The organism is Streptomyces sp. NPDC021212 (genome assembly GCF_044332925.1).
Lineage (GTDB): Bacteria > Actinomycetota > Actinomycetes > Streptomycetales > Streptomycetaceae > Streptomyces.
The window spans coordinates 51228-76894 of sequence record NZ_JBIRPZ010000018.1 but is presented as its reverse complement, the minus strand read 5'-3'; the positions used below and the strand labels follow the sequence as shown (position 1 = coordinate 76894).

Here is a 25667-nt window from a genome sequence, read left to right as displayed (position 1 = left end):
GTGGCTACGGCCGGACGTAGGGGCGGGTCATGATCTCCATGTTGTGGCCGTCCGGGTCGGCGAAATAGGCGCCGCGGCCGCCGAAGAGGCCGTTGGTCTTGCCGGGGTCGGTGTGGCTCGGGTCCGCGTAGTACGTGACCCCGGCCGCCTCCAGCCGGGCGATCATGCCGTCGAATCGCTCCTCGGGGACGAGGAACGCGTAGTGCTGCGGCTGGATCGGCTCGTCCCGCTTCTCGTAGTAGTCGAGCGTGACGCCGTTGCCGAGGTCGACGGGGAGGAACGGCCCGAACGGGGCGCCGACCGCCAGTCCCAGGACCGTGGCGAGGAACTCGGCCGACCGGTGCCGGTCCGAGGCGTATACGGCGGTGTGGTTCAGGTCGATGGTGTGCTGCTGATGCATGACTCTCCGGTGTCGTCGTGGTTGCGGTGCCAACGAAAAACACGGAGAAGGGCGGCGGGGCTCTGGCCCGCCTCGCGCTCACGCCGAGGCCGGGCGCCTCGCTCGTGCATGGCCCTCGTGGGCCGACCCGGCAGTCACCCGGCCGAACCTACCGGCCGCCCCGGGGAACATCAACAGGCCGTCAGCGGCGGCGCAGTGACGGGTCGAGCAGCGCGGGCGGGGTGTCGTACTTCTCGTGCGGGGCGAGGTCGGTTCCGGGGGCGACGATGGCGTCGATCGCGTCGAGGACGTCGGCGGAGAGCACGGTGTCGGCGGCGGCGAGTTGCGCGTGCAGATGGTCCAGGGTGCGGGGGCCGATGAGCGCGCTGGTGACGGCGGGGTGCGCGGTGACGAAGCCGAGCGCGAGCTGGATCATCGTCAGGCCCGCGTCGTCGGCGACCTTCGTCAGTTGCTCGACGGCTTCGAGCCGGGCGCGGTTGGCGGGGAGGGCGGTGTCGAAGCGTTCCGGGATGAGCGTCGAGCGGCTGGTGGCGATGGACCGGCCCGCGCGGACCGCGCCCGACAGCCAGCCCGAGGCCAGCGGGCTCCACGCCAGCACGCCGAGCCCGTACCGCTCGGTCACGGGCAGTACGTGGGTCTCGATGCCGCGCTGCAGGATCGAGTAGCTGGGCTGCTCGGTGACGTAACGGCTCAGGTGATGCTCGCGGGCGGCCCACTGGGCTTCCACCAGGCGGTACGCGGGGAAGGTCGAGGAGCCGAAGTACCGGATCTTGCCCGCGCGCTGGAGGTCGGTCAGGGCCGACAGCGTCTCCTCGTCGCCGGTGCTCGGGTCCCACCGGTGGATCTGGTAGAGATCCACGTGGTCGACGCCGAGGCGGCGCAGGCTGTTGTCCAGCTCGGTGACCAGCCAGCGGCGCGAACTGCCCCGGTGGTTGCGCTCGTCGCCCATGGGCAGGCCCGCCTTCGTGGCCAGCACGATGTCGTCGCGGCGGCCCGCGATGGCCCTGCCGACCATCTCCTCCGACTCGCCGCCGCTGTACATGTCGGCGGTGTCGATGACGTTGATCCCGGCTTCGAGGGCGGCGTCGACGATGGCGGTGGCCTCGTCCTGGGTGGTGCGTCCGATCGCACCGAAGTTCATCGCGCCGAGCGCGAGGGTGCTGACCTGCACGCCGGTGCGGCCAAGGGTGCGGTAGTGCATGACGGTGTTCCTCCGTAACGGCGGCAAGACATGGCTTGGTCACGGGCTCCCGCTCTGGCATCATGAGCAAACGGAACCTCGTTCCGCTTCAACGATACGGAACGCTGTTCCGATTTGGCAAGATCCGTCGGCAGTGGAGGGAGAGCGGCGCGGTGAACGACAGCGGGGAGGGCGGCGCGGCCCCGTCCAAGCGGAAGGACGCCCGACGCAACAAGGAGACGCTGCTCGACGCGGCCGCCACGGTCTTCGTCAGGTCGGGCGTGGAGGCGCCCGTACGCGACATCGCGGCCGAGGCGGGCGTCGGGATGGGCACGATCTACCGCCACTTCCCCACCCGGGCGGATCTCATCATCGCCGTCTACCGGCACCAGGTCGAAGCGTGCGCCGAGGCCGGCCCGGCCCTGCTGGCGTCCAGTCCGACCCCGCACGCCGCGCTCGGGCAGTGGATCAACCTCTTCGTGGACTTCCTGGTCACCAAGCACGGCCTCGCCGCCGTGCTCCAGTCCGACAGCTCCGGCTTCGACACCCTGCACGCCTACTTCCTCGACCGCCTCCTGCCCGTCTGCACCCAACTGCTCGACGCCGCGGTCGAATCCGGCGAGATCCGCTCCGGCCTGACGGCATTGGAGCTGATGCGCGGCGTGGGCAACCTCTGCATCGGCGCGGACAGCGATTCCCGCTACGACCCGCGCCGCCTGGTCGAACTGCTCATCGCGGGACTGCGGCAGCCGGGCACCCCCTAGGGGGTGTCGCGCTGCTCGGCGCGGTGGGCGAGCGCTTCGATGATGCGTTGCCATGCCGGTGATGCCTCGGAGATCCGGGAGGAGACCAGCTTCAGCAGCCCTGGCCGGCTGCTGCCTCGTTCCTGTTCGATCTCCCACGCGTCCAGGTCGTCGATGAGCCGGTCCAGGCGTGGATCGTGCGGATCCCAGTCGACCGACTGATCACAGGCGAGATACAGGCGCGTCGTCTCGGGGTCGTCGAAGGCGGCGTTCTTGTCCCGTATCCGCTGCGGCATGACGTGCGGATCCAGCGCCTGCATCAGGATCCACGCGTCGCGCTCGAGCCGTACCCTCAATTCGCTGATCCCGAGACCACGCATCCGGTCCAGGAGGGCGACCACCTCCGGCGGCAGGACCAGCCTTTCGCCGCCGGCCAATTGGGCGATCCGGCGGCGGTATTCGGTGAGCTGGTCGATCTTGCACTGCAACTCGGCGTCGATCTCGGTGACGGCCTCGGCGAATTCGGCCGGCTGTGCATGCAGCAGCGCGTCGATACGGGCCAGCGGCACTCCCGCATCGGCGAGGGTCCTGATCCGGATGAGGTCCACCACCGCTTGCGCGCCGTAGCGGCGGTATCCCGAGGCATCGCGCTCGGGCTCCGGCAGCAGGCCGACGTGGTGGTAGTGGCGAACGGTGCGCACGGTCACGCCGGCGGCTGCGGCGAGCTGGCTGATCGTGAGCACCGTCCCCCTCCGGTCTTCGTGCGACGCGGCCGTGCCGAGTCTAGGCACGAGCCCGGTCGACGACGTCACGGATCGCCTGGACCACGACATCGGGGCGGTCGAAGCAGAGCCGGTGGTGGCTGGTGTCGGAGATGATGCGCTGCTCCCCATGCGAGACCGCGCTCACCAGGGCCGCGTCCATTCTCGTGTGGCCGTCACGCATCTCTCGCAGCGTCCGCTCCGACGTCAGCGCCTGCTGGGCGGGGTCGGTGCCGACCACGGTGAGAGCGACCACCGGGACGTCAGGAATGTTCGGCCCGGCCCGTAGTTCGGTGGCGAGTGCGGCCAACTTGGTGCGCTCGGCGATGCCGACCTGGGCCCATGCGTCACTCACCCTGGCATCGGCCAGCGCCTGCCGCATGCGCTCCGGGTAGTTCACGAGCGCGTACAACTCGGCGAACATCTCGCGCAGGGCAGGGCGCATCTGTTCCAGCTGCTCCCCACCAGGCGCCATCCGCTCGACCGCGGCCAGACTCGCCGCGGGAGGCATGAAGTCGTCCCAGTCGCGGTGGAAGGCGTCCAACCAGACCAGTCCGGCCACGTCCTGCGGGTACAGCTGCGCGAACCGGTGCGCGGAGAAGCCACCGAGGGAGTGCGGCACCAGGACGTAGGGGGCGGCGTTGTTCTGGGCGCGCAGCAGCTCGCGCAGTTCCGTGGCGACCGCGGCGGCGGTGCGCGGCAGCGGGAGGGGATCGCTGTAGCCCGTACCGCCGCGGTCGTAGACCACGGCGGTGGTGAAACGCGAAACCTCCTGCTGCACACCGAAATAGTCCAGGCCGACCGCACCGGCGCCCGGCAGGAAGACCACGGCCGGTCCGCCGCTGCCCGACCGATGCACGAGAACGCGGCGGCCGTCGATCTCCTGGAACCCGCCGACCGGCGGAACGAGCCGGGTCGGGGAAGTGCTGTTGTTCGTCATGCGACCAGGCTCCAACCCTGACGCAGGGTCAGGGTCAAGCCTTTTCGTCGCCGCCCGACGTCGTCTCGGCTTCCGCGTAGAGGACGTCGCGGGCCTGTTCCGCGGCGCGGGTCATGCTCTCGCCGACGAAGGCGATGAAGCGGGCGATGTTCTCGAGGCGGGTGGCGGCCGGGGTGTCGGGGCCGAGGAGGCTGACGCCCCGCCGCGCGATCTCGGCCATCTGGGCGTGGGTGCGGGCGGCGGCGATCATCCCCTGATACCAGACGTCGTTGTCGACGACGTAGCGCTCGCGGCGGCGTTCGTCGCGTTCCCGGCGGACGAGGCCCTGGCTTTCGAGGAACGTGATCGCTTTGGAGACGGACGCGGGGCTGACCTGGAGGTGCTGGGCGAGTTCGGCCGCGGTGAGGCTGCCCTCGTCGGTGGTGTAGAGGCAGACCAGCACCCGGGACATCATCTTGGGCAGGCCCTGTTGCATGAGGAGGGTGGCGAACGCCTCCTCGTACTCGCGCACGACCTCGGCGTCGCGTCCGTTGGCCTGCGGGGGCGTCTTCCGGCCCCGGGGTGCGGCCTGTCTGCGGCGGTGGGCGCGGTGTTCGGTGGCGCGGTGGGCGAGGTCGGCACGGTAGGCGGTGGGGCCGCCGTTGCGCATGACCTCGCGCGTGATGGTCGAGGTCGGGCGGTCGAGGCGTCTGGCGATCTCCGCGTAGGCGAGGCTGTCGGCCAGCCCCAGCGCGATCTGCTGACGTTCCTGCTGGGTGAGCCTGCCTCCCGGCATCGCGGCCTCCTTCGTGGTCCGTGGTGTGTGCAGCATAGCGTTCACCCTCAATCCATTGCAACGAGCAGCGTGCAGGCCGTTGCGTTAGATCCAGAATCGTTGCAACGAAAACTCGGCTTCTAGCTGCGTTAACGCGGATCTCATGCAACGAACTCGTTGCCAATTCCATGAACGCAACGTAGCGTTTTCGACATCGGAAACGACCAGTCGAAGGAGCGCACGATGCAGAAGTTCGCCACCCCCGCCCCGGTGACCGCCGTCCTCGACATCCCCGCCGGGCGCCTCCAGTTCATCGCCGCCGACCGGGCCGACACCACGGTCGAGGTCCTGCCCGCCGACCCCTCGAAGAGCCGCGACGTGAAGGCGGCGGAGCAGATCGAGGTCACCTACGGCGACGGCGTCCTGCGGATCGAGACCCCCGAGCCGAAGAACCGGATCCTCGGGCACTCCGGATCCGTCGAGGTGACGGTCCAACTGCCCGCCGGTTCCCGCGTCGAGGCGAAGGCGGCCGCCGCCGAGTTCCGTGGCGTCGGACGGCTCGGCGACGTCGCCTTCGAGGGCGGCTACCGCTCGGTCAAGCTCGACGAGACCGCGAGCGCCCGCCTGGCCGCTCTCGACGGCGACGTCTCGGTCGGCCGCCTGGGCGGCCCCGGGGAGATCAGCACCCAGAGGGGCGACATCCAGATCACCGAGGCCATGCGCGGCGCGCTCACCCTGCGCACCGAGCACGGCGAGATCTCGGTCGGCGCCGCCCGCGGAGTCTCCGCCTCCCTGGACGCCGGCACCAGCTACGGCCGGATCCACAACACGCTCAAGAACACCGACGGCGACGCCGCCGGCCTGACCATCCACGCGACCACCGCCTACGGCGACATCACCGCCCGCAGCCTCTGAATCCGCAGCCTGCAGAACGAGAAGGAGCACTCCTCATGACCGACGTGGCCATCGCGGCGAACGGGCTGCGCAAGTCCTACGGTGACAAGACCGTCCTCGACGGCATCGACCTGACCGTCCCGGAAGGAACGATCTTCTCCCTCCTGGGTCCGAACGGCGCCGGGAAGACCACCGCCGTCAAGATCCTGTCCACGCTCATCACCGCCGACGGCGGGCAGGGCCGCGTCGGCGGACACGACCTCGCCACCGACCCACAGGCGGTCCGCGCCGCGATCGGCGTCACCGGGCAGTTCTCCGCCGTCGACGGCCTGATCACCGGTGAGGAGAACATGCTCCTCATGGCGGACCTGCACCACCTCTCCAAGCGCGAAAGACGCCAGGTCACCGCCGAGTTGCTGGAGCGCTTCGACCTCACCGAGGCCGCCTCGAAGCCCGCCTCCACCTACTCCGGCGGCATGAAACGCCGTCTCGACATCGCCATGACCCTGGTCGGCAACCCGCGAATCATCTTCCTCGACGAGCCCACCACCGGACTCGACCCGCGCTCCCGCCACACCATGTGGGGCATCATCCGCGAGTTGGTCACGGGCGGCGTCACCGTCTTCCTCACCACCCAGTACCTGGAGGAGGCCGACGAACTCGCCGACCGCATCGCCGTGCTCAACGACGGCAAGATCGCTGCCGAGGGCACCGCCGAGGAGCTGAAGCGGCTCATACCCGGCGGACACATCCGGCTCCGCTTCACCGACCCGGCCGCGTACCAGAGTGCCGCCGCCGCCCTGAGCGAGGCATCCCGGGACGACGAATCCCTCGCGCTCCAGCTCCCGAGCGACGGCAGCCAACGAGAGCTGCGCGCCCTCCTCGACTGGCTGGACTCGGCCGGCGTCGAGGCCGACGAGCTGACCGTGCACACCCCCGACCTCGACGACGTGTTCTTCGCCCTCACCGGCCCGGCCAACATCCCCCACCAGCCCAAGGAGACTGCCCGATGAGTACCCCCCTGGCTCCCGCCCGCCCGACCCGGATCTCCCTCGCCGTACGCGACTCCGCCACCATGCTGCGCCGCAACCTCCTGCACGCCCGGCGCTACCCGTCCCTCACCCTGAACCTGCTGCTCACCCCGATCATGTTGCTGCTGCTCTTCGTCTACATCTTCGGCGACACCATGAGCGCGGGCATCGGCGGCGGCGGTCCGGACCGCTCCGTATACATCGCCTATATCGTCCCGGGCCTGCTGCTGATGACCATCGGCAGCACCACGATCGGGACCGCGGTCTCCGTCTCCAACGACATGACCGAGGGCATCATCGCCCGCTTCCGCACGATGGCGATCCACCGCGGCTCCGTGATCATCGGACACGTCATCGGCAGCGTGCTGCAGTCGATCATCAGCGTGGTCCTCGTCGGCGCCGTCGCCGTGGCCATCGGCTTCCGCTCCACCGATGCCACCGTCCTGGAGTGGCTGGCGGCATTCGGACTGCTCGTGCTCTTCGCCACGGCGCTCACCTGGATCGCCGTCGGCATGGGCCTGATCAGCCCGAACGCCGAGGCCGCCAGCAACAACGCGATGCCCCTGATCCTGCTGCCGCTGCTCTCCAGCGCCTTCGTCCCTCTCGACGCGATGCCGGGCTGGTTCCAGCCGATCGCCGAATACCAGCCGTTCACGCCCGCCATCGAGACCCTGCGCGGCCTGCTGCTCGGCACCGGGATCGGCCACAACGGATGGCTCGCCGTCGCCTGGTGCCTGGGTCTCGCGGTGCTCGGCTATCTCTGGTCGACCTCGAAGTTCCACCACGACCCAAAGTAACCGCCATGACGACGCGGGACACCTCCCGCAAGGCGTCCCACCCGAGGGCGGCGTACACCGACACCCCGTCGGAGTACGCCGCCCCGTTTCGTATGGACGTCTCATTCGTATGGACGTCTCAGCCTCCGTGCGCGGGCTGCGGGGCGCGGCGCAGCCGCTCCTCCAGCGCGTCCAGCAGGCCGGGCAGTTCGGGTGCGACGGCGAGGTCGTCCAGAGTGGACGCGGGGAGAAAGCCGGAGTCGGCGATGCCGCGCAGGGCGTCGAGCAGCGGAGTCCAAAAGCCTCCGGCGTCGAGGAGACCGACGGGCTTGGCGTGGAAGCCCAGCTGGCGCCACGACCACACCTCGAATATCTCCTCCAGTGTGCCGAGCCCGCCGGGCAGGGCCACGAAGGCGTCGGCGCGCTCGGCCATCATCGCCTTGCGCTCGTGCATCGAATCGCATATGAGCAGCTCCGTCACCTCCTCGTGCGCCCACTCCCGCTCGACCATGCTGCGCGGCATGACGCCGACGACCTCGCCGCCCGCCTTCATGACGCTGTCCGCCAGCACCCCCATCAGCCCCCTGCGGCCGCCGCCGTAGACCAGGCCGATCCCGCGCCGGGCCAGCTCCGCGCCCACACCGGCGGCCAGTTCGGCGTACGCCGGATCGTGCCCGTCGGACGAGGCGATGAAGACGGCGAGACGGCGCATGGGGACCTCCGGGACGGCTGGGACTGGACGGCTGGGACGGCGGCCCCCGGTCTACCACGGTCACACCAGCGCCGACCACGGGTTTTGGCCGGTCACGAGAGGAGTCACGACAGGATCTCGACGTACCCGTCCGTTCCGTGCACGCGGATCCGCTGCCCGTCCCGGATCAGCCGGGTGGCCTGCTCCACGCCCACGACGGCCGGCAAGCCGTACTCCCGGGCGATCACGGCGCCATGGGTCATCAGGCCGCCCACCTCCGTCACCAGGCCCGCGATGCCGACGAACAGCGGCGACCAGCTGGGGTCCGTGAAGGCCGTGACCAGGATGTCGCCCGCTTCGAGATCGGCGTCCGCCATGTCGAGGACGACGCGGGCCCTTCCCTCGATGGTCCCGGCGGAGACGGGCAGGCCGATCAGGGCGCCGGCCGGCACGTCGTCGCGCCGGTACGCCCCGGTGACGGCCTCACCGTCCGAGGTGAGCACGCGGGGCGGGGTGAGCGCGTGGTACGACCGGAACGCTTCCTTGCGCTGCTGGATGAGCCGGTCATCCACCTGGTTCGCGCGCACGACGTCGTGGAACTCCTGGAACGTGAGGTAGAAGATGTCCTCCTTCTCAGGAAGCACATCGGCCTGCACGAGGCGTTCGGCCTCCGCCAGCAAGGCCCGCTTGTAGACGAAGTAGCGGCTGATGATGCCGTACTTCGGGTACTCCCGGTACCCGATGAAGGTGCGGACCCGGTCGATCATCCGCTTGGTCTCGTCGGCCTTCCGGTCCCCGTCCGGCAGGGCCCGCAAGCGGGACAGCACGTCCTGTTCCTTCTGCTGCGCCTTCTGCCGGCCTTCCTCGAAGCGCCGCTCGGCGGCGCCCGGCTCGAAGTTCCTGACGTTGTCGAGGATCACGGGCACGAGCGTGGTGGGGCGTTCGCGCCAACGCGGCCTCGTGATGTCGATCTCGCCGACGCAGCGCATGCCGTACCGGTCGAGGTAGCCCTCGATGGCGTCGCGCGCTTCGGCCCCGCCCGCGAGCTTCGCCAGCTCGTCCAGGAAGCCCTCCTCGTTCTCGACGCCCTGCCGGTCCTGCAGGCCCTGCAGGAACGCCACCACCTCCGGTTTCGGCCGGATCACGTCCGCGACGTCGAGCAGCGCGAGGCCCATCTCCGACGTGACGTTGTCGGGGGCGGACAGCGTGAGCGTGTCGGCCGCGTTCTTCTCGCCGAGCCACTCCCGCAGTTTGTCGTTGAGCCACCACGTGGCCTCCATCCCCGCCATGATCGCCTGGAAGTTCAGCGGATCACCGAGGACTCGCTTGTGCTCCTCGAAGGCCTCCAGCAGGAAGTCGAACAGCGCCGGTCCGGTCTTCGTCCGGATGTCGCGCTCCAGGGTGGCGATGGACACCTGGCTGCGCTCGATCAACTCGGTGACGAGGGCCGGATCGGTCTCGATCGCGGCGGACGCACCCCCGGCCGGCGGCCCACCGGGGCCCGTATCCGGGAGCGACGGGACGAAATCGCCCTGTTCGAGTACGGTCTCCAGCGCGTCCCTGACCAGCGGATCGCCTTTCCCCATGAGCTCCAGGAGGGCGGCGCGGCTCGCGGGCGAGGCCAGGCGGCGGGTGACGTCGACGAACAGCCTCCCGCCGGCCTCGGGCATCGGCACCATGGCCGTCAGCTGCCAGATGGAGAGCCCCAGAGGCTTCATGGGGTCGGTCATCATCTGCTGATGACCGACGGAGACGTAGACGTGATTCTCCTGGTCGTCGGCCTCGGGGATGGGGAACAGCGTCGTGATCGGCCGGCTCTGAACGATCTGGAAGCCATCGTCGGCCAGGCACCATTCGATGTCCTGCGGGCGGCCGAAGTGCGCCTCGATCCGCCGCCCGAGCTGCACGAGCCGCACGACCTGCGCATCCGTCAGCGCGGGCTGCTCCTGCCGCCCCGAGTCGATCGCCACTTCCCGCGTACCGCCGTCCGGTAGGGCGTCAACGGCACGCTGTTTGGCGGCGATCGCCTTGGTGACCACCTCGCCGTTACGCACCTTGAAGACATCCGGGTTCACCAGTCCGGAGACCAGGGCCTCGCCGAGGCCGAAGCCCGCGTCCACGGTGGCGACCTTCCGGTTGCCCGTGACGGGGTCGGCCGTGAACAGGATGCCGGACGCATGCGGGAAGACCATCCGCTGCACGACCACGGCCATGTGGACCGTACGGTGGTCGATGCCGTTCCGCCGGCGATAGGTCACGGCCCGCTCGGTGAACAGCGAGGCCCAGCACCGGCTGACGTGCTGGAGGACCGCCGTCGGCCCCACGACGTTCAGGTACGTGTCCTGCTGCCCGGCGAAGGAGGCCGTCGGCAGGTCCTCCGCCGTCGCGCTGGACCGGACGGCGTAGGCGGCTTGCTCGCCGAGCCGGGCGAGCGGGCGGGTGATCGCCGCCGCGAGATCGTCCGGAATGGCGATGTCTTCGATGGTCCGGCGGATCTCCGCGCTGAGCGTGCGGATCGCCTCCCGGTCGTCCGGGTTCACGCGCGACAGCTGATCGAGCCGCTCGTCGATCGACGGCGCTTCCGCCATGATCCGCCGGAAGGCGTCCGTCGTCACGCAAAAGCCCCCCGGCACGCGGATGCCGTCGATCCGCGACAGCCCGCCCAGGTGCGCGCCCTTGCCGCCGACGACCGCGACCTGCGTCTCGTCAACCTCCTGAAGATCCAACACGTACTGCTCGATCATTGCGACACCCACTCGTGTCCCCGTTTCCGCTGGTCGTGGTCTCGGCCGACGATTCTGCGCCGTGACCCGGGCCTTGCCGCAAGCCCCCCTGTGCGCTATAAGTTAAGAGTGGCGAGGAGAAGGTTCTCCTCGCCTTTGTTCGTCTCGGGTTCTCACCACCCGGCCTCCGCACGGCTGCTGATTCACCAGAGACCGGCGACGGCGTATGCGAGACGCACCAGGGAAATCCCGGTGGTGGAGCCGCCCAACTCCTAGGGCGGCTGTCCGGGTGCAGTGGGGGATCGTCCCGATGGCCCGCATGCGGACCGGACAGCGACCGTATGAGCATGACATCGACGACGCCCACAACCCGATTGCTTTCTGTCCTCATCCCTCTCCTGCTGCTGTCGTACGGCGTGCTTCGCCTGATCGACGGCATGGACGGCGATCACGGTCCGGGGGTGGCCTGGAACCTCGGCCACACGTTCTTCCTCGCCGCCTTCCTCCTGTTCGGCGCCTTTGTCGTGGTGCTGCGCGGCCTCATTCCCGCAGCCACCATCCGGATGAGAACCGCCGCCAGTGCCGCCATGGTTACCGGAGTGTTCGGCGCCGGTTGCTTCGTCTGGGTGATCCTCGGTGATCTTTTCTCCGGCCTCGCCGACTCCGCCCCTCTGCCCGGCCCTCTTGAGTTCGCAGGCCCGCCGGCCTTCCAGCTCGGCATGCTCGCCCTGCTGATCATGCTGGTGGCCGTACGGCCCGGGCGACTGCCCGTGTGGAGCCCGGCGCTCGTGGCCCTGTCCTTCATCCTGATCGCGGTCAGCCTCGATCTGATCCCGCTCGCGGCCGTCGGCCTGATGGCCGGCTTCTCACCGCTGGCCCACAACCGACGGTGCCCGAACCATGCACCCTAAAAGCGGGATCTGACCGTAGCTCCTTGTAATCAAGGATGACCCCAGCGCGGCATCGCAGGCCAGGGGCTTGACGCCTGACGGGCCGAAAGCCTTTAGTGATCGCGACCGATCAGAAACGGATCACCCGACCAGTGATCCGCGACTTCCCACGGGGGAATCGATGCGCGCACTCATATCGGCCGGAGGCATGCTCGCCGCCGCCGGCCTCACCTTCGGCCTGATGACCGCCCCGGCATCCGCGGCGCCGACGACGGCGTCCGCCTCGACCACACCGGCGGCAAAGCCCCCGCCGAAGGCGGGCAAGGGCAGCGTCAAGTGCAATGAGAACAACTCGCGGGTCAACTTCTCCTGGAAGACCGGCTATGCGAGCACCAAGGTGTACTACAACAACCACTGCCTGGGCGGCTTCAAGACCAAGGTTGCCTTCAAGTTCTGGAACGACGGGTCGACGCCGTTCTACAAGTGCGTCAGCTTCGAGGGAATGACGAAGGGCACGTACAAGTTCGCGCACATCAACGAGATCATGGGTGTCAGCAAGGACACCAAGAAGTGTGAGAAGAACTAAAAGGTAGATCCACGAGGATCCAGGATTCGGCCCCGCCGCGTGAGCGGCGGGGCCGAACTTGCGCCGGGCTGGAACGGGCGGAGGTCTCCGCGAAAACCCGGTGGCGGACCACGGCGACCGCTGCTACTTTTCCGGAGGCCGTGCGAGAAAACGAGGAGGTGGTACCCGTGAACGTATCGACATGGGTGCTCCCCTCCGGGGTCACGGTCGGGCGATAGGCAGGTCGTCCGGGAGCGCCGTCTCCGAGCCCTCCCGAAAGGCACGACCATGCGATTCACTTCTCAGCAGCGTCTCGACGACGGCGTCCTCGAGCGCGAATTCACCCTCGGCGAGATCCCCGGCATCCTGTGGACGCCCGGATCCGCATCCACATCCGCAGCGGTGCCGCTGATCCTGCTCGGCCACCCCGGTGGCCTGCGCAAGATGTACCCCCGACTGCTGGCCCGGGCCCGGCACTCCGCTGCGGAGGGCTTCGCCACGGCCACCATCGAACTCCCCGGAAGCGGCGACCGGCCCCGTTCCGCCGCCGCCGAGCAGACCCGCGCCGACCTGCGCCGGGCCCTGGAGGCCGGCGAGCCGGTCGGCGGGGACATCGTGGACCGGCTCGTCCTCCCGCTGGTCGAAAAGGCGGTCCCGGAATGGCAGGCCGCCCTGGACGCCCTCCTTTCGCTGCCCGGGATCGGCGGCCCGGTCGGGTTCTCGGGGGGAGTGATCTCCATCGGGATCCGGCTGGCGGTGGTCGACCCGCGCATCGCGGCCGCCGTTCTGTTCGCCGGGAGTTTCGTGCCGCGCGCCCTTGTCGAGGAGGCCCGGCAGGTCACCATTCCGCTGCACGTCCTGCTCCAGTGGGACGACGAAGGGAACGACCGGCAGGCGGCCCTGGACCTGTTCGACGCCTTCGGCTCCGAGGAGAAGACGCTGAACGCCAACATGGGCGGGCACACCGGCGTCCCGCAGTCCGCGGGGGACGCCGCGGCCCGGTTCTTCACCCGGCATCTGAAGTGAGGCCGGGCCGGCAGGCCAGATGCGGTCAGGCGGCTGCGGCCTGGCGGCAGTCGCGGCATCGGCCGGGGGCGGCGGAGCGGAAGGCGCGGTCGCAGCCGTTGCAGTTCCGGAGCGGGACGACCGCCGGGCGGGAGCCGGGAGCGGTCGGGGTCGCCGCCGGGAGCGGTGGCGGGAGCAGCTCGGTGAGGCGGTGCGCCAGGAACGCGGCGGGGTAACGGAGGTCGGGCGGGAGGTTCGCGGTGAGGGTGCGGCGTACGGCATCGGGTGCGGCGCCACGCTCCAGCCAGACGGCCACGCCCGGGGCGAGGCGGCGTACGTCCCGCTCGGAGAGCAGTAACCGGTCGTCCGCGCGGCGGAGGGTGGTGAGCAGTGCCGTCGCGACGGGGTGCGTGGGGGCGGGCTTGTTGGGCTGCGGGAGGGGTGGCGGCGGTGGCGGTGCGGGGCGTTCGGGCTGCCGCTCGCGTTCGGGCCGTACGGGCTGTACGGGCCGTACGGGTTGCGGTTCGCGGGTACGGCGGGCGCGCGTGGCCTCCGGGTGGTTGTACGAGACCGTACGGGTCACCATCCGGCCCTCCGTGGTGCGTTCCCGGCTGCGTTCGATGTAGCCGTACGCCTCCAACTCCCGCAGCGCGGCGGCGATCCGGTCCCGGCCCTCCGGGAACCTCGCGGAGAGCGTACGGATGTCCACGGACGCGCCCTCCGGCAGCGACTGGATGTGCGCGCCGAGTCCGATCGCGGTGAGGGAGAGTTCGCGGTGCTGGGTGAGGTGGTTGCCGACGATCGTGTAGCGGTTCGGGTGCCGTTCCCTCACATGGGTGACTCCGCCGGCGGATCGGCGAACGAGGGGAAGTACGCGCGCAGGCGCGTTAGGGTGCTGTTCAGCCATCAGGAAGGGTCCACTTCCTCGGTGGTCAGGCCCTCGACTCGGGATGCCAGTCCCGGCCGGGGGCCGTCGCATGTCTGGGGTTGTTGTGGCCGAGCCTGCCGTGCCAATCCGTCCGCGCGCCAGCCGAGTTGGGTGAAATCACCCGTCCGGGTGACTGGTGAGAGGTTTGGATGGGTTGGGAAGGTTCTTTCCCGCAGTTCTTGGTCTTTGATGGCCCGCCCCGCCGGATCCTGGGTTCCGGGCCTCCGGTGGGACGGACGTCAGACGGAGAGGTCGAGTTCGGCCCAGATCGTCTTGCCGATCAGCTCAGGGCGGACACCCCAGCGGTCCGCGAACTCCTCGACGAGGAGGAGCCCGTGACCCGATTCGCGCGGTTGCTCACCGGTCTCGGTTTTCGGACGGACGACGGGCAGGCGGTCGGCCCGGGGGTCCTTCACTTCGATGCGGAGCGTGTCGGGGGTCCTGTTGAGCGAGAGCCGGAAGTTCCGGCCCGGAACGCGGCCGTGCAGCGCGGCGTTCGCGGCCGGCTCGGCGACGATCAGCGCCGCCTTCTCGTGCGGCAACCCCCAGGAGCGGATGCGCTCGGTCGCGAGCAGCCGGGCGAGGCGGGCACCCTTGCGGGTGGCGGAGAGCAGCACGGTGTAGTGCGAAGCGGAAGTGCTGGTTCGGGTGATGATGAGGGTGTTCCTTCCGCTCGCTACCCGGCGGCTGCCCCACCGAGTGGTTACCATCAGTCAACGTCCGGATGCGGCGGGTGGGGTGCTGCCACAATGTCTGCCACCTGTAGTCCAGTTGTGAACCAGGACCGACGATCGGGCCGGGTATGACCATCGGGGAGCGCATCCGCGCAGCACGCACGGCACGGCGCCCCAAGTGCAGCCAGGCGAGACTTGCGGACGAACTCTCAGTGGCGCGCTGGGGGAAGACGGGGTTCTGCGACCGGCAGCAGGTATACCGATGGGAAACGGGACGCCGAGTGCCCCAGGCGTGGTTGCCGTTCATCGAACAGGTCCTCACCGTCAGTTTGTCCGAGGACAATGAGTCCGAGTTCGCCGATACCGTGACCTCGGTCATGATCCTGGGAGGCAGCGACGTGGACCGACGACAGTTCCTCGCCGCATCCGCCGCCGTCGGCCTGGCCGCGCTCGACCTCCCTGACGCCGAAGCGGTCATCCGCCGCGTGAACCGTCCCGGTCCCGTCGCGGTGGGCATGGGCGAAGTCACCGCCGTCCGTACCATGACGGCCACCTTGGGCAACGCCGCTTCCGAGACCGGCGGCGGCCACGCCCGGCACCTCGCGGTGCGCTACCTCACCGTCGACGTCAGACGATGGTTGGACGGCCGCTACAGCGACAAGGTCGGCCGCGAGCTGTTCGCCGCGACCAGCGAACTGGTGCACCTGATCGGCTGGATGGCCCGTGACGAGGGCAATCAGGGGCTGAGCCAGCAGTACCACCTGCACAGCTTCAAGCTCGCCGCCGAGGCCGGGGAGAACGAACTCGCCGCGACGGCCTTGCGCGGGCTCGCCGAACAGGCCATCGACCTCGGCCACATTCCCACCGCCGTACGGCTCGCCGAGGCGTGCGAACAGCGCGGCCGGAGACTCGCCAACCCCAAGGCGCTCGCGTACTACCGCAGTACCCTCGCCCGCGCGGCAGCCGCCGACGGCGACCACCCCACCGCCACGACGATGCTCACCTCCGCCCAAGCCGCCATTGAGCAGGCGCCGTCCCGGCCGGGGCAATCCTGGGCGAGCCACTACAGCCACGGCCGGTGGGCCCATGAATCGGGCATGATCCACGCCAAGCTCGGCGACCTCACCGCCGCCGAAGAACATCTCCATCTCGCCCTCGACATCCACGGCCTCGACCGCAAGCGCACCCGGGCGATCGTGCTCGCCGACCTCGGGCACGTCCAGCTCAAACGCGGCAACAGCGAGACGGCTCTGGCCACCTGGAGGGAGTTCCTCGACTGGGCCGACGGCGTGCAGTCCGTACGGATCGACGACGGCCTGACCAACATCGCCGCCCGCCTCACATCCATGCCCGGCAGTCCGGCAGCCGCAGAACTCGGCGAGCGCATCGCCGCCCGGGTGTGAAACGCTCGGCTGGAGCGGGCCACGCCTCCCGCGCCGCCCGAGGCTGCCGTCACCGTGGGCCGCTAGCAGTTGTGGCCCCTCAGATGCTTTCGTGACCATGCCTCGAAGGTGGTGAGGGGGAGTCCGAGCGTACTCGTTGATGCGGGCCTGGCCGAAGCCCATGTCGGGCATCCCGGCGGCGGTTGCCTCCTCCGCCGTCATATCGGGTGCGGTCAGCTCGGTGCCCAGGTTGCGGGAGAGGATCTTGGCGATATCCCGCATCGTCAGGTGGTCACTCACCAGCTCCAGTTCGACCCGGTCGAACCGCTCGGGCGCGGCGATGGCAGCGGCGGCGGCCTTGCCGATGTCTTCGACCGCGACGAGGGACAGCACGGTTGCGGGCTTCAGGAGGGTTACCAGACCGCCTTCGACCCCGCGGGGGAACATGATTTCCGCGGAGGGGCGGAAGTTTTCCATGAAGAAGCCCGGTTTGATGAGCGTCCAGTGCGTGAAGCCCGCCTCACGCACGCGGTCCTGGATTCCGGCCTTCGCCGCGTAGTACGGCTCCATCCACGCCCAGGGGCCCGTGACCCAGCTGGCGTGCTGCCCGGCTCCGGAGACGGAGGTGTGCACGAACTGCGGCACCCCGGCGGCCCGCGCGCCCTCGATCAGGTTGACGGCCTGGGCGACTTCGCCTTCGAAGGCGCGTCCGTTCACGTCGGGCATCTGGACCGAGAAGACGGCACGGGCTCCCTCGGCGGCCCTGGTCACGGAGTCGCGGTCGTAGAGGTCGCCGGTGACCAGTTGGGCACCGAGCGCTTCGACCGCCTTCGCCCGGTCGGTGGCGGGGTCACGTACCAGCGCCCGGACACGAACGCCCGTCGCGAGCAGGGCGCGGGCGCAGCGCTCGTGTTCGACCCCGCCCATCAAGGCCAGAGCGGCGGAGAACCCCGCGACCTCGAGGACCCCTACCGCCGCGGTGAGGACATCTCCTACGCGATCGACGCGCTCAGCACGATCCCCGGCATCGACCCCGAGCGCATCGGCGTCCTCGGCATCTGCGCCGGCGGAGGCTACGCGGTGCACACCGCCCGCACGGACCACCGCATCAAGGCGGTCGGCACGGTGGTCCCCGGCAACATGGGCACGTCGTTCCGCAGCTTCCAGTCGGACGGCGCGGCGGCCGCACTCGACGCCATGGCCGACGCGCGCATCGAAGAGACCCGCTCCGGCGAGCTGACCCGCGTGAACTGGTTGCCCGACACCTTGGAGGAAGCCACAGCAGTCGGGCTGACCGATATCGACACAACCCAGGCAATCACCTACTACCGCACCGAGCGGGGCAGGAACGAGCACTCCACGAACCGTCGCCTCTCGCGCGGCGACTCGCTGCTGCTGGGCTACGACGCGTATCACCTGGTCGATCAGCTCATGACCCAGCCGCTGCAGGTCATCCTCGCCGGACGCATCGGCAACACCGGCTCCTACGAGCCCGGCACGCGGCTGTGGAAGCTGGTGCCCAACCCGGTCGACCTCATGGTGATCGACGGCGCAGGCCACTACGAGATGTACGACGAGCCCGAGTACGTCGACGCCGCCGTCGACCGGCTCGCCAACTTCTACTCGAACCACCTGTAGATCGTCCAACCCGGTGAATCCCTGCGGACACACCACTAGGCCGACCTGGGCGGAGTCCTCGGCTGGTGTCCTGATGGAGGCGAAGCGGTAGGGGCCGGTGTCTGACGCCGGGGTCCTGGACGGGCCTACGGCTTGCGGCCCACGCCTCCGTACGCGTCCACCGCGTCACCGTCGGACTCGGGCCGCCAGCGCGTGATCGGGACGATGCCCGGCTCCAGGACGTCGAGCCCCTCGAAGAACGCGGCGATGTCCTCGACCGGGCGGACGTAATACGGCACCGCTCCGCTCGCGTTGTACGCCGCCGAGGCCGCGATCATCCCCTCGCTGGTGGCGGTGGAATCGCCGATCACCAGGTAGCTGCCGGACGGCAGCCCCGCCATCAGACGGCCCACCAGGGAACGGGCCTCGGCGGGGTCGGCGACGTGGCCGAGGACGTTCAGCAGCACGAGCGCGACCGGTTGGGTGAGGTCCAGCGTCCCGGCCGCCGCCGCGAGGACGGCGTCCGGGGCGTAGAGGTCCGCGTCGAGGTAGTCGGTGGCCCCCTCGGGGGTGCTGTGCAGCAGGGTGCGGGCGTGCACCAGGACGAGCGGGTCGTTGTCGACGTACACGATCCGCGCGTCCGGCGCGACGCGCTGCGCCACCTGGTGGGTGTTGTCGGCGGTCGGCAGCCCCGTCCCGATGTCCAGGAACTGCCGTACGCCGTGCTCCGCGGCCAGGCAGGTCACGGCCCGGGAGAGGAAGTGGCGGCTGGCCACCGCGACATCGACCAGACCCGGGAAGATCTCCTTGATCTCGTCGCCGACCGCCCGATCGGCCTCGTAGTTGTCCTTGCCGCCCACGAAGTAGTTCCAGAAACGGGCGGAGTGCGGCTTGGTGGTGTCGATGCGCTGCGCGACATCCTGCTCGGACACGGAGCGGGCTCCTGAGGGGTTGTGCGTACGGAACGATCTGCCTCCAAGCTAGCCGGAATTGGTCACCCGTAGGGTTCGTTCGATCATTGGGCAAAAGTTTGGCGACAAAGGCACGGGCGTGGCGCACGTGCGGGCGTCAGGCGCTGCGCGAGAGGAGTGCGCGCAGGGCCTTCGCGACGTCCGTGGGCGCCTCCTCGGCCATGAAGTGGCCGTACGCGACGGTCTCATGGTGCAGATCCGGCGCCCACGCGCGCCACAGCGCCTCCGCGTCGAACCCGAGGGCGGCGCCCCAGTCCTGCTGGAGGACGGTGACCGGCATCCGCAGCCGGTTGCCCGCCTCCCGGTCGGCCCGGTCGTGGGCGACGTCGATCCCGGCGGAGGCCCGGTAGTCGGCGACGATCGAGGGGACGGCGGCGCGGCAGGCGTCCAGGTACGCGGTGCGGATGGAGGCGGGGATCGCGGCCGGGTCCGTGCCCCAGAGGTCGAGGAAGTGGCCGAAGAAGTCGTCCGGGGCGGCGGCGATCATCCGCTCGGGCAGGCCCGGGGGCTGCGCCATCAGATAGAGGTGGAAGCCGACCGCTGCGGTGATGCCGTGCATCGCCTCCCACATGTCCAGCGTCGGCAGCACGTCGAGGGCGGCGAGGTGGGTGACGGTGTCCGGGTGGTCGAGCCCGGCGCGGAAGGCGACCAGCGCGCCGCGGTCGTGACCGGCCAGGGCGAAGCGGTCGTGGCCGAGCGCGCGGGCCACGGCCACGATGTCGGCGGCCATGGTGCGCTTGGCGTACGCCGTGCCGTCCGGGTCCGCCGGTTTGTCGCTCGCGCCGTAGCCGCGCAGGTCGGGGCAGATGACGGTGTGGTCGGCGGCCAGATCGGTCGCCACGTGCCGCCACATCAGGTGGGTCTGCGGGAAGCCGTGCAGCAGGACGACCGGGCTGCCGGCGCCGCCGACGGCCACGTTGAGGGCGACGCCGTCAGGTGTCTCGGCTGTGGGGACGCGGTGGTAGGCGAAGCCCGGGATGATCTGTGGCATGGGGTGCGGCTCTCACGTCGTGGCGTATCGGTGACGTATCCGAGGCTGCCGCGTCCCAATCAGCAGCCGGTCAGCGCGGGCGCGGGCGGGCGCCCGGTTACGGTGGCCCGGTGACGTGGGAGCGGGTCGCGTTCGGTGTGCTCGGGCCGGTGGTGGCGCAGGGCGACGGCGGCGTGCTCGCGTTGAAGGGGCCACGGCACCGGGCGGTGCTGGCGCGGCTCATCGTGGCCCGCCGCCGGGTCGTGCCGGTGTCCCGCCTCGTCGCGGACCTGTGGGAGGAGCCTCCGGCGGGGGCGGTCGGCGCCGTACAGACCTTCGTCGGCGCCCTCCGCCGCGCCCTGGAACCCGACCGTCCGCCGCGCGCCCGCTCCCGGCTGCTGGTCACCGAGGGCCCCGGGTACGCGCTGCGGGCGGCGCCCGACGCCGTGGACGCGTGGCGCTTCGAGACGGCCGTGGGCGCCGCCGCAACCCTGCCGCCCGCGGCGGCGCTGCGGCGGCTCGGGGAGGCGCTGGAGCTGTGGCGCGGTCCGGCGTACGCCGGGTTCGAGGGCGAGAGGTGGGCCCGGGGCGAACGCTCCCGCCTGGCCGAACTGCGGCTCCGGGCCGTCGAGCAGCGGGCCGAGACCCTGCTCGCGCTGGACCGCGCCGCCGAGGCGGTGCCCGACCTGGATGCCCACCTGACCGACCACCCCTGGCGCGAGGACGCCTGGCGCCTGCTGGCCCTCGCGCTGTACCGCGCGGGCCGCCAGGGCGACGCCCTGGCCGTCCTGCGCCGGGCGCGCACCACCCTGATCGACCAGCTGGGCCTGGACCCCGGCCCCCGCCTGCGCCGCCTCCAGGCGGACATCCTCGCGCAGGCCCCGGGGCTGGAGGCGGCGGCCGGTCCGGCGGAGGCGATCCGCGGCCCCGGCGCGGGGCCGGTGCCCGGCCACGGGCCAACGCCCGGTGGTGAATCGGCGCCCGGCCACGGTCCGGTCCCCAGTGACGGGATGCCACCCGGCGGCAGGCCAGCGCCCGGCGCCGGGTCGGTATCCAGCGACGGGCCGCCGCCCGGCTATGGGTCACTGCCCGGCCCCGGCTCGGGGCCCGACCACGGGCCACCGCCCGCCAGCAGGCCGATGCCCGGTCGCGGGCAGGCCCCCAGCCACGCGCCCGCGCCCGGCGACGGGCCGACAACCGGCGGCGGGCGAGTGCCCGGCCACGGACCAACGCCCGGTGGTGAATCGGCGCCCGGCAGCAGGCCGATACCCAGTGACGGGCCGCCGCCCGGCTATGGGGCACTGCCCGGCCCCGGCTCGGGGCCCGACCACGGGCCGGTGGCCGGTGGCGGGGAGGCCCCCGGCCACGGGGCGGCGCCCGGGGGCGAGGCCTGGGGCGCGGCGCGCGTGTGGGCTGAGGCGGCCGCCGTCTACGACCGTACGGTCGGTGGCGGGGCGCGGGCTCGGCTGGAGGCCACGGTGGGGCTGATCCGGAACCTTGCGGTGACCGGGGGTGGGGGGCTGGAGGCGGCCCGTCAGCAGCGTCCGGCGGCCATCACCGCCGCCGAGGAGTGCGGCGACCCGGAGCTGACGGCGCGGGTCATCGGCGCGTACGACGTACCCGCGATCTGGACCCGGAGCGACGATCCGGAGTCGGCGGAGCGGATCGTCGGCGCGGCCGAGCGCGCCCTGGCCGCGCTGCCGCCGGGCGGCGACGCGGCGCGCTGCCGTCTGCTGGCCACCGTCGCGCTGGAGATGCGCGGCACCCGCTCCCCGCGCGGGCCCGCGGCGGCGCGGGAGGCCGAGGAGATCGCCCGGCGGCTGGACGATCCGGCGCTGCTGGTCTTCGCCCTGAACGGCGCGTTCATGCAGTCCTGCACCCGGGCCGGGCTCGCGCCGCGGCGGGACGCGATCGGCGCGGAGCTGATCGCGGTGGCCGCGCGGCACGGGCTGGTGACGTACGAGGTGCTGGGCCATCTGGTGCGGCTCCAGGCGCGCGGCGCGCTCGGCGACTTCACGGCCGCGGACGGGCACGCCGCCGCCGCGGACCGGCTGGCCGCGCGCCATGAGCTGCCGTTGGTGGGCGTCTTCACCCAGTGGTACGGGGCGCTGCGGCTCGCCGCCGCCGGGCGAACCGTACGGGCCGAGGCCGCGTACCGGGCGGCGGCCGGGCGGCTGGAGGGGGCCGGGATGCCGGGCGTGGAGCGGGGGCTGTTGCCGCTGGCGCTGCTCTGCGTACGACTGGCGGGCGGGAGGCGGTCCGCGCGGGAGGCCGGTCGGGGTGTCGACCTGGGCGCGGACTGGGGTCCGTACCGCCCCTGGGCGGAGCCGTTCGCGCTGCTGGGGACGGATGCCGCCGGGGCGCGGGCGGCGCTGCGCGCCCTGCCGGAGCCGCCGGCGGACCTGCTGTACGAGGCGCTGTGCTGCCTGGAGGCGGCGGTCGCCCGGGAACTCGGCGACCGGGAGGTCCTGGAGCGGGCCCACCACCGCCTGCTCCCGGCGGCGGGGCAGCTCGCGGGCGCGGGCAGCGGCCTGCTGACGCTCGGCCCGGTGGACGACCACCTGTCCGCGATCGCGGCGGCGCTGGACGCACGTCCGGCGAGGTGAGGCCGCGGGTCGGCCCGCCGTCGGCAGGGTGAGGCCGCGGCCCGGCCCGCCGTCCGCCGCGTACAGCGGAACCAGCCGACCCGCCACACGGCACCCCGGGACGCGTACCCAGCGGGGTGAGGACGCGGCCGCCGTCGGCCGCGCTGGCGGAACCAGCCGACCCGCCCACGCGGCAGCCCGGGACGCGTGCCCGGCGGGGTGAGGACGCGGGCCGGGCCGCCGTCGGCCGTCGGCCGCGTACAGCGTCACCGACCAGCCCGCCACACGGCGGCCCTGGACGCGTACCCGGCAGGGTGAGGACGCGGCCGCCGTCGGCCGCGCTGGCGGAACCAGCCGACCCGCCCACGCGGCAGCCCGGGACGCGTACCCGCCGGAACGCCTAGGGCCAGCGCTCGTACCACCGCTGGTCGGCCTCCAGCTGCGCGGCCAGCGAGATCAGCAGGGGCTCGCTGCAGGCCGGGCCCAGGAGCTGGGCGCCTAGGGGGAGGGTGGCGTCGGGGTCGGCGAAGCCCGCCGGGACGTTGACGGCGGGCCAGCCCAGGACGTTCCAGGGCCAGGCGTACGGGCAGGCCGCGATCATCGCGCGGTCGGTGTGCCAGCCGGACAGCCGGGCCATGGCGCCGATCGGCAGGGGCGGGGTGGCGGTCGTCGGGGAGAGGACGACGTCGTACCGCCGGAAGATGGTCCCGACCCGCCGCCGCAGGGGCTCTTCGGCGGCGCGGGCCAGCCGCAGGGTGCCGCGCAGCAGGCGGCCGTTGCGGGCGGCGGCCCGGGTACGTGCGTCCAGCAGGAGCGGATCGGGGACGCGGCCCGCCCATTCGCACAGGCCCCCGGTGGCGCGGGGCAGGAAGGAGAGCCCGACGGCGCCGTAGCGCGGCTCGGCCTCCTCGACCTCGTGGCCGAGGGCGGCGAGCCGTTCGGCGAGGCGGGTCACGGCGGCGCGGACGGCCGGGTCCAGGCTTTTCGGCGTGCCCGTGAAGGCGGGCTTGAACGACAGGGCGATCCGCAGCCGCCCCGGATCGCGGCCCGAGGCGGACAGCACGTCGATCGGGTCCGGACAGTGCAGGTCACCGTCGCAGTTGCCGCTGGCCGCGTGCAGCAGCAGGGCGGCGTCGGCGACGGTGCGGGCGAGGGGGCCGTTACAGGTGATGCCGTTGAAGGACTCGGCGTCCGGCCAGGTGGAGATCCGGCCGCGCTGCGGCTTGATGCCGACGAGATGGGTCCAGGCGGCGGGGATACGGACCGAGCCCGCGCCGTCCGAGCCGAGCGCGGCGGGGACCAGCCCGGCGGCGACGGCAGCCGCGGCGCCGCCGGAGGAGCCGCCGGGGGTGTGGGCGAGGTTCCAGGGGTTGCGGGTCTCGCCGAAGGCGGGGCCCTCGGTGAACGGCCACTGGCCCAGCTCGGGCGTGTTGGTCTTGCCGACGATCACGGCCCCGGCCGCCCGGAGCCGCCGTACCGCCTCGCCGTCCTCCGTCTTGGCCGGAAAGTCGCCGCAGCAGCCGAAGGCGGTCGGCTCGCCCGCCACATCAGTGTCGTCCTTGACCGCGATCGGCACTCCGAGGAGCGGCAGCCGCTCACCGGCCGCCAGCCGCCGATCGGCGTCGGCGGCCTCGCGCAGCGCGGCCTCGGCCCGGACGCGCCGGAAGGCGTTGAGCGTGGCCTGGGTCTCGGCGATGCGCCGCAGCGCCTGCTCGACCAGCGCCCGCGAGGTCACCTCGCCGTCGGCCAGCGCTCTGACCTGCTGGGCAAGACCTTTCGGAATGACGCTGGTCAACGGACAACCTCCTCGCTCGAACACCTGGGTGAGTTAGGCCACTCCCCCTTTACCCGAGGAGGGGCGGCCACGCACCCTGGGCAACAATGATTGCCCGTTTCCTCACCATCATCACCATCCTCCTCAGCATCTCCAAGCAGCAAGGACGACCCGCATGACCGAGATCGCGGTCCACCGCGCCCGCACCGGCGGCCCCTCGGGCTCCGGCCACGACAAACTGATGGAGCACGCCATCGGCTGGGTGCTCGCCATCGCCCTGGCGATGTTCGCCGCGCAGCTCGGCCTGTTCTAGAGCCTGCTCCAGGGCCTGTTCCGGAGCCTGCTCCAGGGCCTGTTCCGGAGCCTGCCCCAGAGCCCGCTCCAGAGACCGGCCAGTACAGAAAACTACACTCTCGCGTATGTCATAGTGGACTCCATGACGACGTCCACCGCATCCCACTGGCTCGCTTCCGCCACCGTCGACCCCGCCGTCCACGCCCTGCGCCCCGACTACCGCGCGCTGCTCATCACGGCCGAGGGACTGCGCCCCGGGCCCAGTGACGAGGTGAGCGAGAAGTGGCTGTCCGCCGCCGAGGCGGAGGCGCGCGAGCGGTTCGGGGACAGGCCGGTGGAGGAGCATCCGCATCTGGCCGCGTGGCGCGAGGCGTTCCGCGGCTTCGGCGCGAAGCCGCAGCGCACCCGGCCCAGCGCGGAGGCGCTGCTGCGCAGGCTGGGGGCCGGGCTGCCGCGGGTGGACCGGCTGACGGACCTCTACAACGCGATCTCGGTCGGCCATGTGATCCCGCTGGGCGGCGAGGACCTCGACCACTACACCGGCGCGGCCCGGCTGGTGCGCGCCACGGGCGACGAGGCGTTCGAGACGACGGCGAGCGGCGAGCCCGCCGTGGAGCACCCCGCGCCCGGCGAAGTGGTGTGGCGGGACGACACGGGCGTCACCTGCCGGCGCTGGAACTGGCGGCAGTGCACCCGCACCCGACTCACCGGCACCACCACCCGGGCCATGTTCGTACTGGACGCGCTCGGGCCGATGGACGACGCCGCGCTGACGGCGGCCGGTGACCGGCTCAGCGAGGCGCTGACGGAGTCCAGCCCGGGGGTCGTGCTCGCCTCCCGGCTGGTGAGCTGACCGCGTCGTTCTGACCGCCTACGGGCGCTCAGAACAGCGGCTGCTGGCCCGGCGTCGGCGGCTCGTCCCCGCCGAACAGCTTCGGCGGTGTGGTCAGCAGCGGCGCGATCCGCCGTGACCCGGGGCAGGAGACCAGCTCGTAGTCGGAGCGGCGGCCCGGCGGGTCGTGGCGGGCGAAGCGCCCGCCGACCACCGCGATCTCACGGGTGCAGACCGGACAGGTGCGGCGGGGAGCAGACATGACCCCAGTGTCGCTCACCCGCCCC

At 71.5% G+C, this 25667-nt stretch carries 25 protein-coding genes and 1 pseudogene; 12 read left to right on the top strand and 14 right to left on the bottom strand.

Translation table 11 applies throughout. From position 1 onward, the window contains the following. Window positions 1–4 precede the first annotated feature (4 nt). Together ACH4SI_RS36155 and ACH4SI_RS36150 are read right to left on the bottom strand one after the other, a co-directional pair. Complete coding sequence (locus ACH4SI_RS36155) at window positions 5–400, bottom strand: VOC family protein (protein ID WP_398303446.1); 396 nt, start codon at window positions 398–400, stop codon at window positions 5–7. Between the two features lie 181 nt (window positions 401–581). After that, window positions 582–1601, bottom strand: coding sequence for an aldo/keto reductase (locus tag ACH4SI_RS36150; RefSeq protein ID WP_398303444.1), 1020 nt, complete (start codon window positions 1599–1601; stop codon window positions 582–584). Between the two features lie 152 nt (window positions 1602–1753). Here ACH4SI_RS36150 and ACH4SI_RS36145 point away from each other — a divergent pair, with 152 nt between their 5' ends. After that, complete coding sequence (locus tag ACH4SI_RS36145; protein ID WP_398303442.1) at window positions 1754–2344, top strand: TetR/AcrR family transcriptional regulator; 591 nt, start codon at window positions 1754–1756, stop codon at window positions 2342–2344. Here ACH4SI_RS36145 and ACH4SI_RS36140 read toward each other — a convergent pair. The 3 genes from ACH4SI_RS36140 to ACH4SI_RS36130 are packed head-to-tail and all read right to left on the bottom strand — an operon-like array spanning window position 2341 to window position 4799. Continuing rightward, entirely contained in the window at window positions 2341–3135 is a 795-nt protein-coding gene (locus ACH4SI_RS36140) for a MerR family transcriptional regulator (RefSeq protein WP_398303440.1), read from the bottom strand. The two genes, ACH4SI_RS36145 and ACH4SI_RS36140, sit on opposite strands and share 4 nt — an antisense overlap. Continuing rightward, complete coding sequence (locus ACH4SI_RS36135) at window positions 3107–4024, bottom strand: alpha/beta fold hydrolase (RefSeq protein WP_398303438.1); 918 nt, start codon at window positions 4022–4024, stop codon at window positions 3107–3109. Before ACH4SI_RS36135 ends, ACH4SI_RS36140 begins: the two co-directional genes overlap by 29 nt. Before the next feature lie 34 nt (window positions 4025–4058). Next, a complete protein-coding gene (locus tag ACH4SI_RS36130) occupies window positions 4059–4799 on the bottom strand; it encodes a helix-turn-helix domain-containing protein (protein ID WP_398303436.1) in 741 nt (246 codons plus the stop codon). Between the two features lie 222 nt (window positions 4800–5021). On the opposite strand from ACH4SI_RS36130, the gene ACH4SI_RS36125 reads away from it, so the two are divergent. The 3 genes from ACH4SI_RS36125 to ACH4SI_RS36115 are packed head-to-tail and all read left to right on the top strand — an operon-like array spanning window position 5022 to window position 7500. Beyond that, a complete protein-coding gene (locus tag ACH4SI_RS36125; RefSeq protein WP_398303434.1) occupies window positions 5022–5693 on the top strand; it encodes a DUF4097 family beta strand repeat-containing protein in 672 nt (223 codons plus the stop codon). A gap of 35 nt (window positions 5694–5728) precedes the next feature. Continuing rightward, entirely contained in the window at window positions 5729–6685 is a 957-nt protein-coding gene (locus ACH4SI_RS36120) for an ATP-binding cassette domain-containing protein (RefSeq protein WP_398303432.1), read from the top strand. Next, the gene (locus ACH4SI_RS36115; RefSeq protein WP_398303430.1) at window positions 6682–7500 is read left to right on the top strand and encodes an ABC transporter permease; all 819 of its coding nucleotides are present in this window, start codon (window positions 6682–6684) and stop codon (window positions 7498–7500) included. The genes ACH4SI_RS36120 and ACH4SI_RS36115 overlap by 4 nt, the downstream gene beginning before the upstream one ends. Window positions 7501–7618: 118 nt before the next feature. On the opposite strand, the gene ACH4SI_RS36110 is transcribed toward ACH4SI_RS36115, so the two are convergent. After that, window positions 7619–8191, bottom strand: a complete 573-nt coding sequence (locus ACH4SI_RS36110; RefSeq protein ID WP_398303428.1) for a TIGR00730 family Rossman fold protein — start codon at window positions 8189–8191, stop codon at window positions 7619–7621. Between the two features lie 104 nt (window positions 8192–8295). After that, window positions 8296–10914, bottom strand: a complete 2619-nt coding sequence (rph, locus tag ACH4SI_RS36105; RefSeq protein ID WP_398303426.1) for a rifamycin-inactivating phosphotransferase — start codon at window positions 10912–10914, stop codon at window positions 8296–8298. A gap of 326 nt (window positions 10915–11240) precedes the next feature. On the opposite strand from rph, the gene ACH4SI_RS36100 reads away from it, so the two are divergent. The 3 genes from ACH4SI_RS36100 (at window position 11241) to ACH4SI_RS36090 (ending at window position 13374) form a co-directional block, all read left to right on the top strand. Beyond that, complete coding sequence (locus ACH4SI_RS36100) at window positions 11241–11804, top strand: hypothetical protein (RefSeq protein ID WP_398303424.1); 564 nt, start codon at window positions 11241–11243, stop codon at window positions 11802–11804. A gap of 160 nt (window positions 11805–11964) precedes the next feature. Then, complete coding sequence (locus ACH4SI_RS36095) at window positions 11965–12369, top strand: hypothetical protein (protein ID WP_398303422.1); 405 nt, start codon at window positions 11965–11967, stop codon at window positions 12367–12369. 267 nt (window positions 12370–12636) lie between these two features. Beyond that, window positions 12637–13374, top strand: coding sequence for a dienelactone hydrolase family protein (locus ACH4SI_RS36090; RefSeq protein WP_398303420.1), 738 nt, complete (start codon window positions 12637–12639; stop codon window positions 13372–13374). Window positions 13375–13399: 25 nt separating this feature from the next. Here ACH4SI_RS36090 and ACH4SI_RS36085 read toward each other — a convergent pair whose 3' ends face one another. After that, window positions 13400–14185, bottom strand: coding sequence for a helix-turn-helix domain-containing protein (locus ACH4SI_RS36085; protein WP_398303418.1), 786 nt, complete (start codon window positions 14183–14185; stop codon window positions 13400–13402). Window positions 14186–14520: 335 nt separating this feature from the next. Next, window positions 14521–14991 (bottom strand): ATP-binding protein, encoded by a 471-nt coding sequence (locus ACH4SI_RS36080; protein WP_398303416.1) that lies wholly within the window; start codon window positions 14989–14991, stop codon window positions 14521–14523. A 362-nt stretch (window positions 14992–15353) separates the two neighbouring features. Here ACH4SI_RS36080 and ACH4SI_RS36075 point away from each other — a divergent pair, with 362 nt between their 5' ends. Then, the gene (locus ACH4SI_RS36075) at window positions 15354–16358 is read left to right on the top strand and encodes a tetratricopeptide repeat protein (RefSeq protein ID WP_398303624.1); all 1005 of its coding nucleotides are present in this window, start codon (window positions 15354–15356) and stop codon (window positions 16356–16358) included. Between the two features lie 276 nt (window positions 16359–16634). On the opposite strand, the pseudogene ACH4SI_RS36070 reads toward ACH4SI_RS36075, so the two are convergent. Beyond that, window positions 16635–17180: pseudogene (locus ACH4SI_RS36070) on the bottom strand (NmrA family NAD(P)-binding protein); the annotation flags it as partial. Between ACH4SI_RS36070 and ACH4SI_RS36065 the strand changes: the two are divergent. Then, on the top strand, window positions 17064–17975 hold the full coding sequence (locus tag ACH4SI_RS36065; RefSeq protein WP_398303622.1) for an alpha/beta hydrolase: 912 nt from the start codon (window positions 17064–17066) through the stop codon (window positions 17973–17975). The pseudogene ACH4SI_RS36070 and the gene ACH4SI_RS36065 sit on opposite strands and share 117 nt — an antisense overlap. A 125-nt stretch (window positions 17976–18100) precedes the next feature. Here ACH4SI_RS36065 and ACH4SI_RS36060 read toward each other — a convergent pair whose 3' ends face one another. Together ACH4SI_RS36060 and ACH4SI_RS36055 are read right to left on the bottom strand one after the other, a co-directional pair. Continuing rightward, window positions 18101–18886 (bottom strand): SAM-dependent methyltransferase, encoded by a 786-nt coding sequence (locus tag ACH4SI_RS36060; RefSeq protein WP_398303414.1) that lies wholly within the window; start codon window positions 18884–18886, stop codon window positions 18101–18103. Window positions 18887–19022: 136 nt separating this feature from the next. Further along, on the bottom strand, window positions 19023–19916 hold the full coding sequence (locus ACH4SI_RS36055; RefSeq protein ID WP_398303412.1) for an alpha/beta fold hydrolase: 894 nt from the start codon (window positions 19914–19916) through the stop codon (window positions 19023–19025). Window positions 19917–20026: 110 nt separating this feature from the next. Between ACH4SI_RS36055 and ACH4SI_RS36050 the strand changes: the two genes are divergently transcribed. Next, a complete protein-coding gene (locus tag ACH4SI_RS36050) occupies window positions 20027–22501 on the top strand; it encodes a BTAD domain-containing putative transcriptional regulator (protein WP_398303410.1) in 2475 nt (824 codons plus the stop codon). Between the two features lie 379 nt (window positions 22502–22880). Here the strand turns inward: ACH4SI_RS36050 and ACH4SI_RS36045 are convergent, their stop codons facing one another. Continuing rightward, window positions 22881–24275: an amidase gene (locus tag ACH4SI_RS36045; protein ID WP_398303408.1), complete on the bottom strand. Its 1395-nt coding sequence runs from the start codon at window positions 24273–24275 to the stop codon at window positions 22881–22883. Between the two features lie 154 nt (window positions 24276–24429). On the opposite strand from ACH4SI_RS36045, the gene ACH4SI_RS36040 reads away from it, so the two are divergent. Together ACH4SI_RS36040 and ACH4SI_RS36035 are read left to right on the top strand one after the other, a co-directional pair. Beyond that, window positions 24430–24567: an SCO1431 family membrane protein gene (locus ACH4SI_RS36040; protein WP_398303406.1), complete on the top strand. Its 138-nt coding sequence runs from the start codon at window positions 24430–24432 to the stop codon at window positions 24565–24567. A 123-nt stretch (window positions 24568–24690) separates the two neighbouring features. Beyond that, window positions 24691–25401, top strand: a complete 711-nt coding sequence (locus tag ACH4SI_RS36035; protein ID WP_398303404.1) for a B3/4 domain-containing protein — start codon at window positions 24691–24693, stop codon at window positions 25399–25401. 28 nt (window positions 25402–25429) lie between these two features. Here the strand turns inward: ACH4SI_RS36035 and ACH4SI_RS36030 are convergent, their stop codons facing one another. Continuing rightward, complete coding sequence (locus ACH4SI_RS36030) at window positions 25430–25642, bottom strand: hypothetical protein (RefSeq protein ID WP_055546847.1); 213 nt, start codon at window positions 25640–25642, stop codon at window positions 25430–25432. Window positions 25643–25667 lie beyond the last annotated feature (25 nt).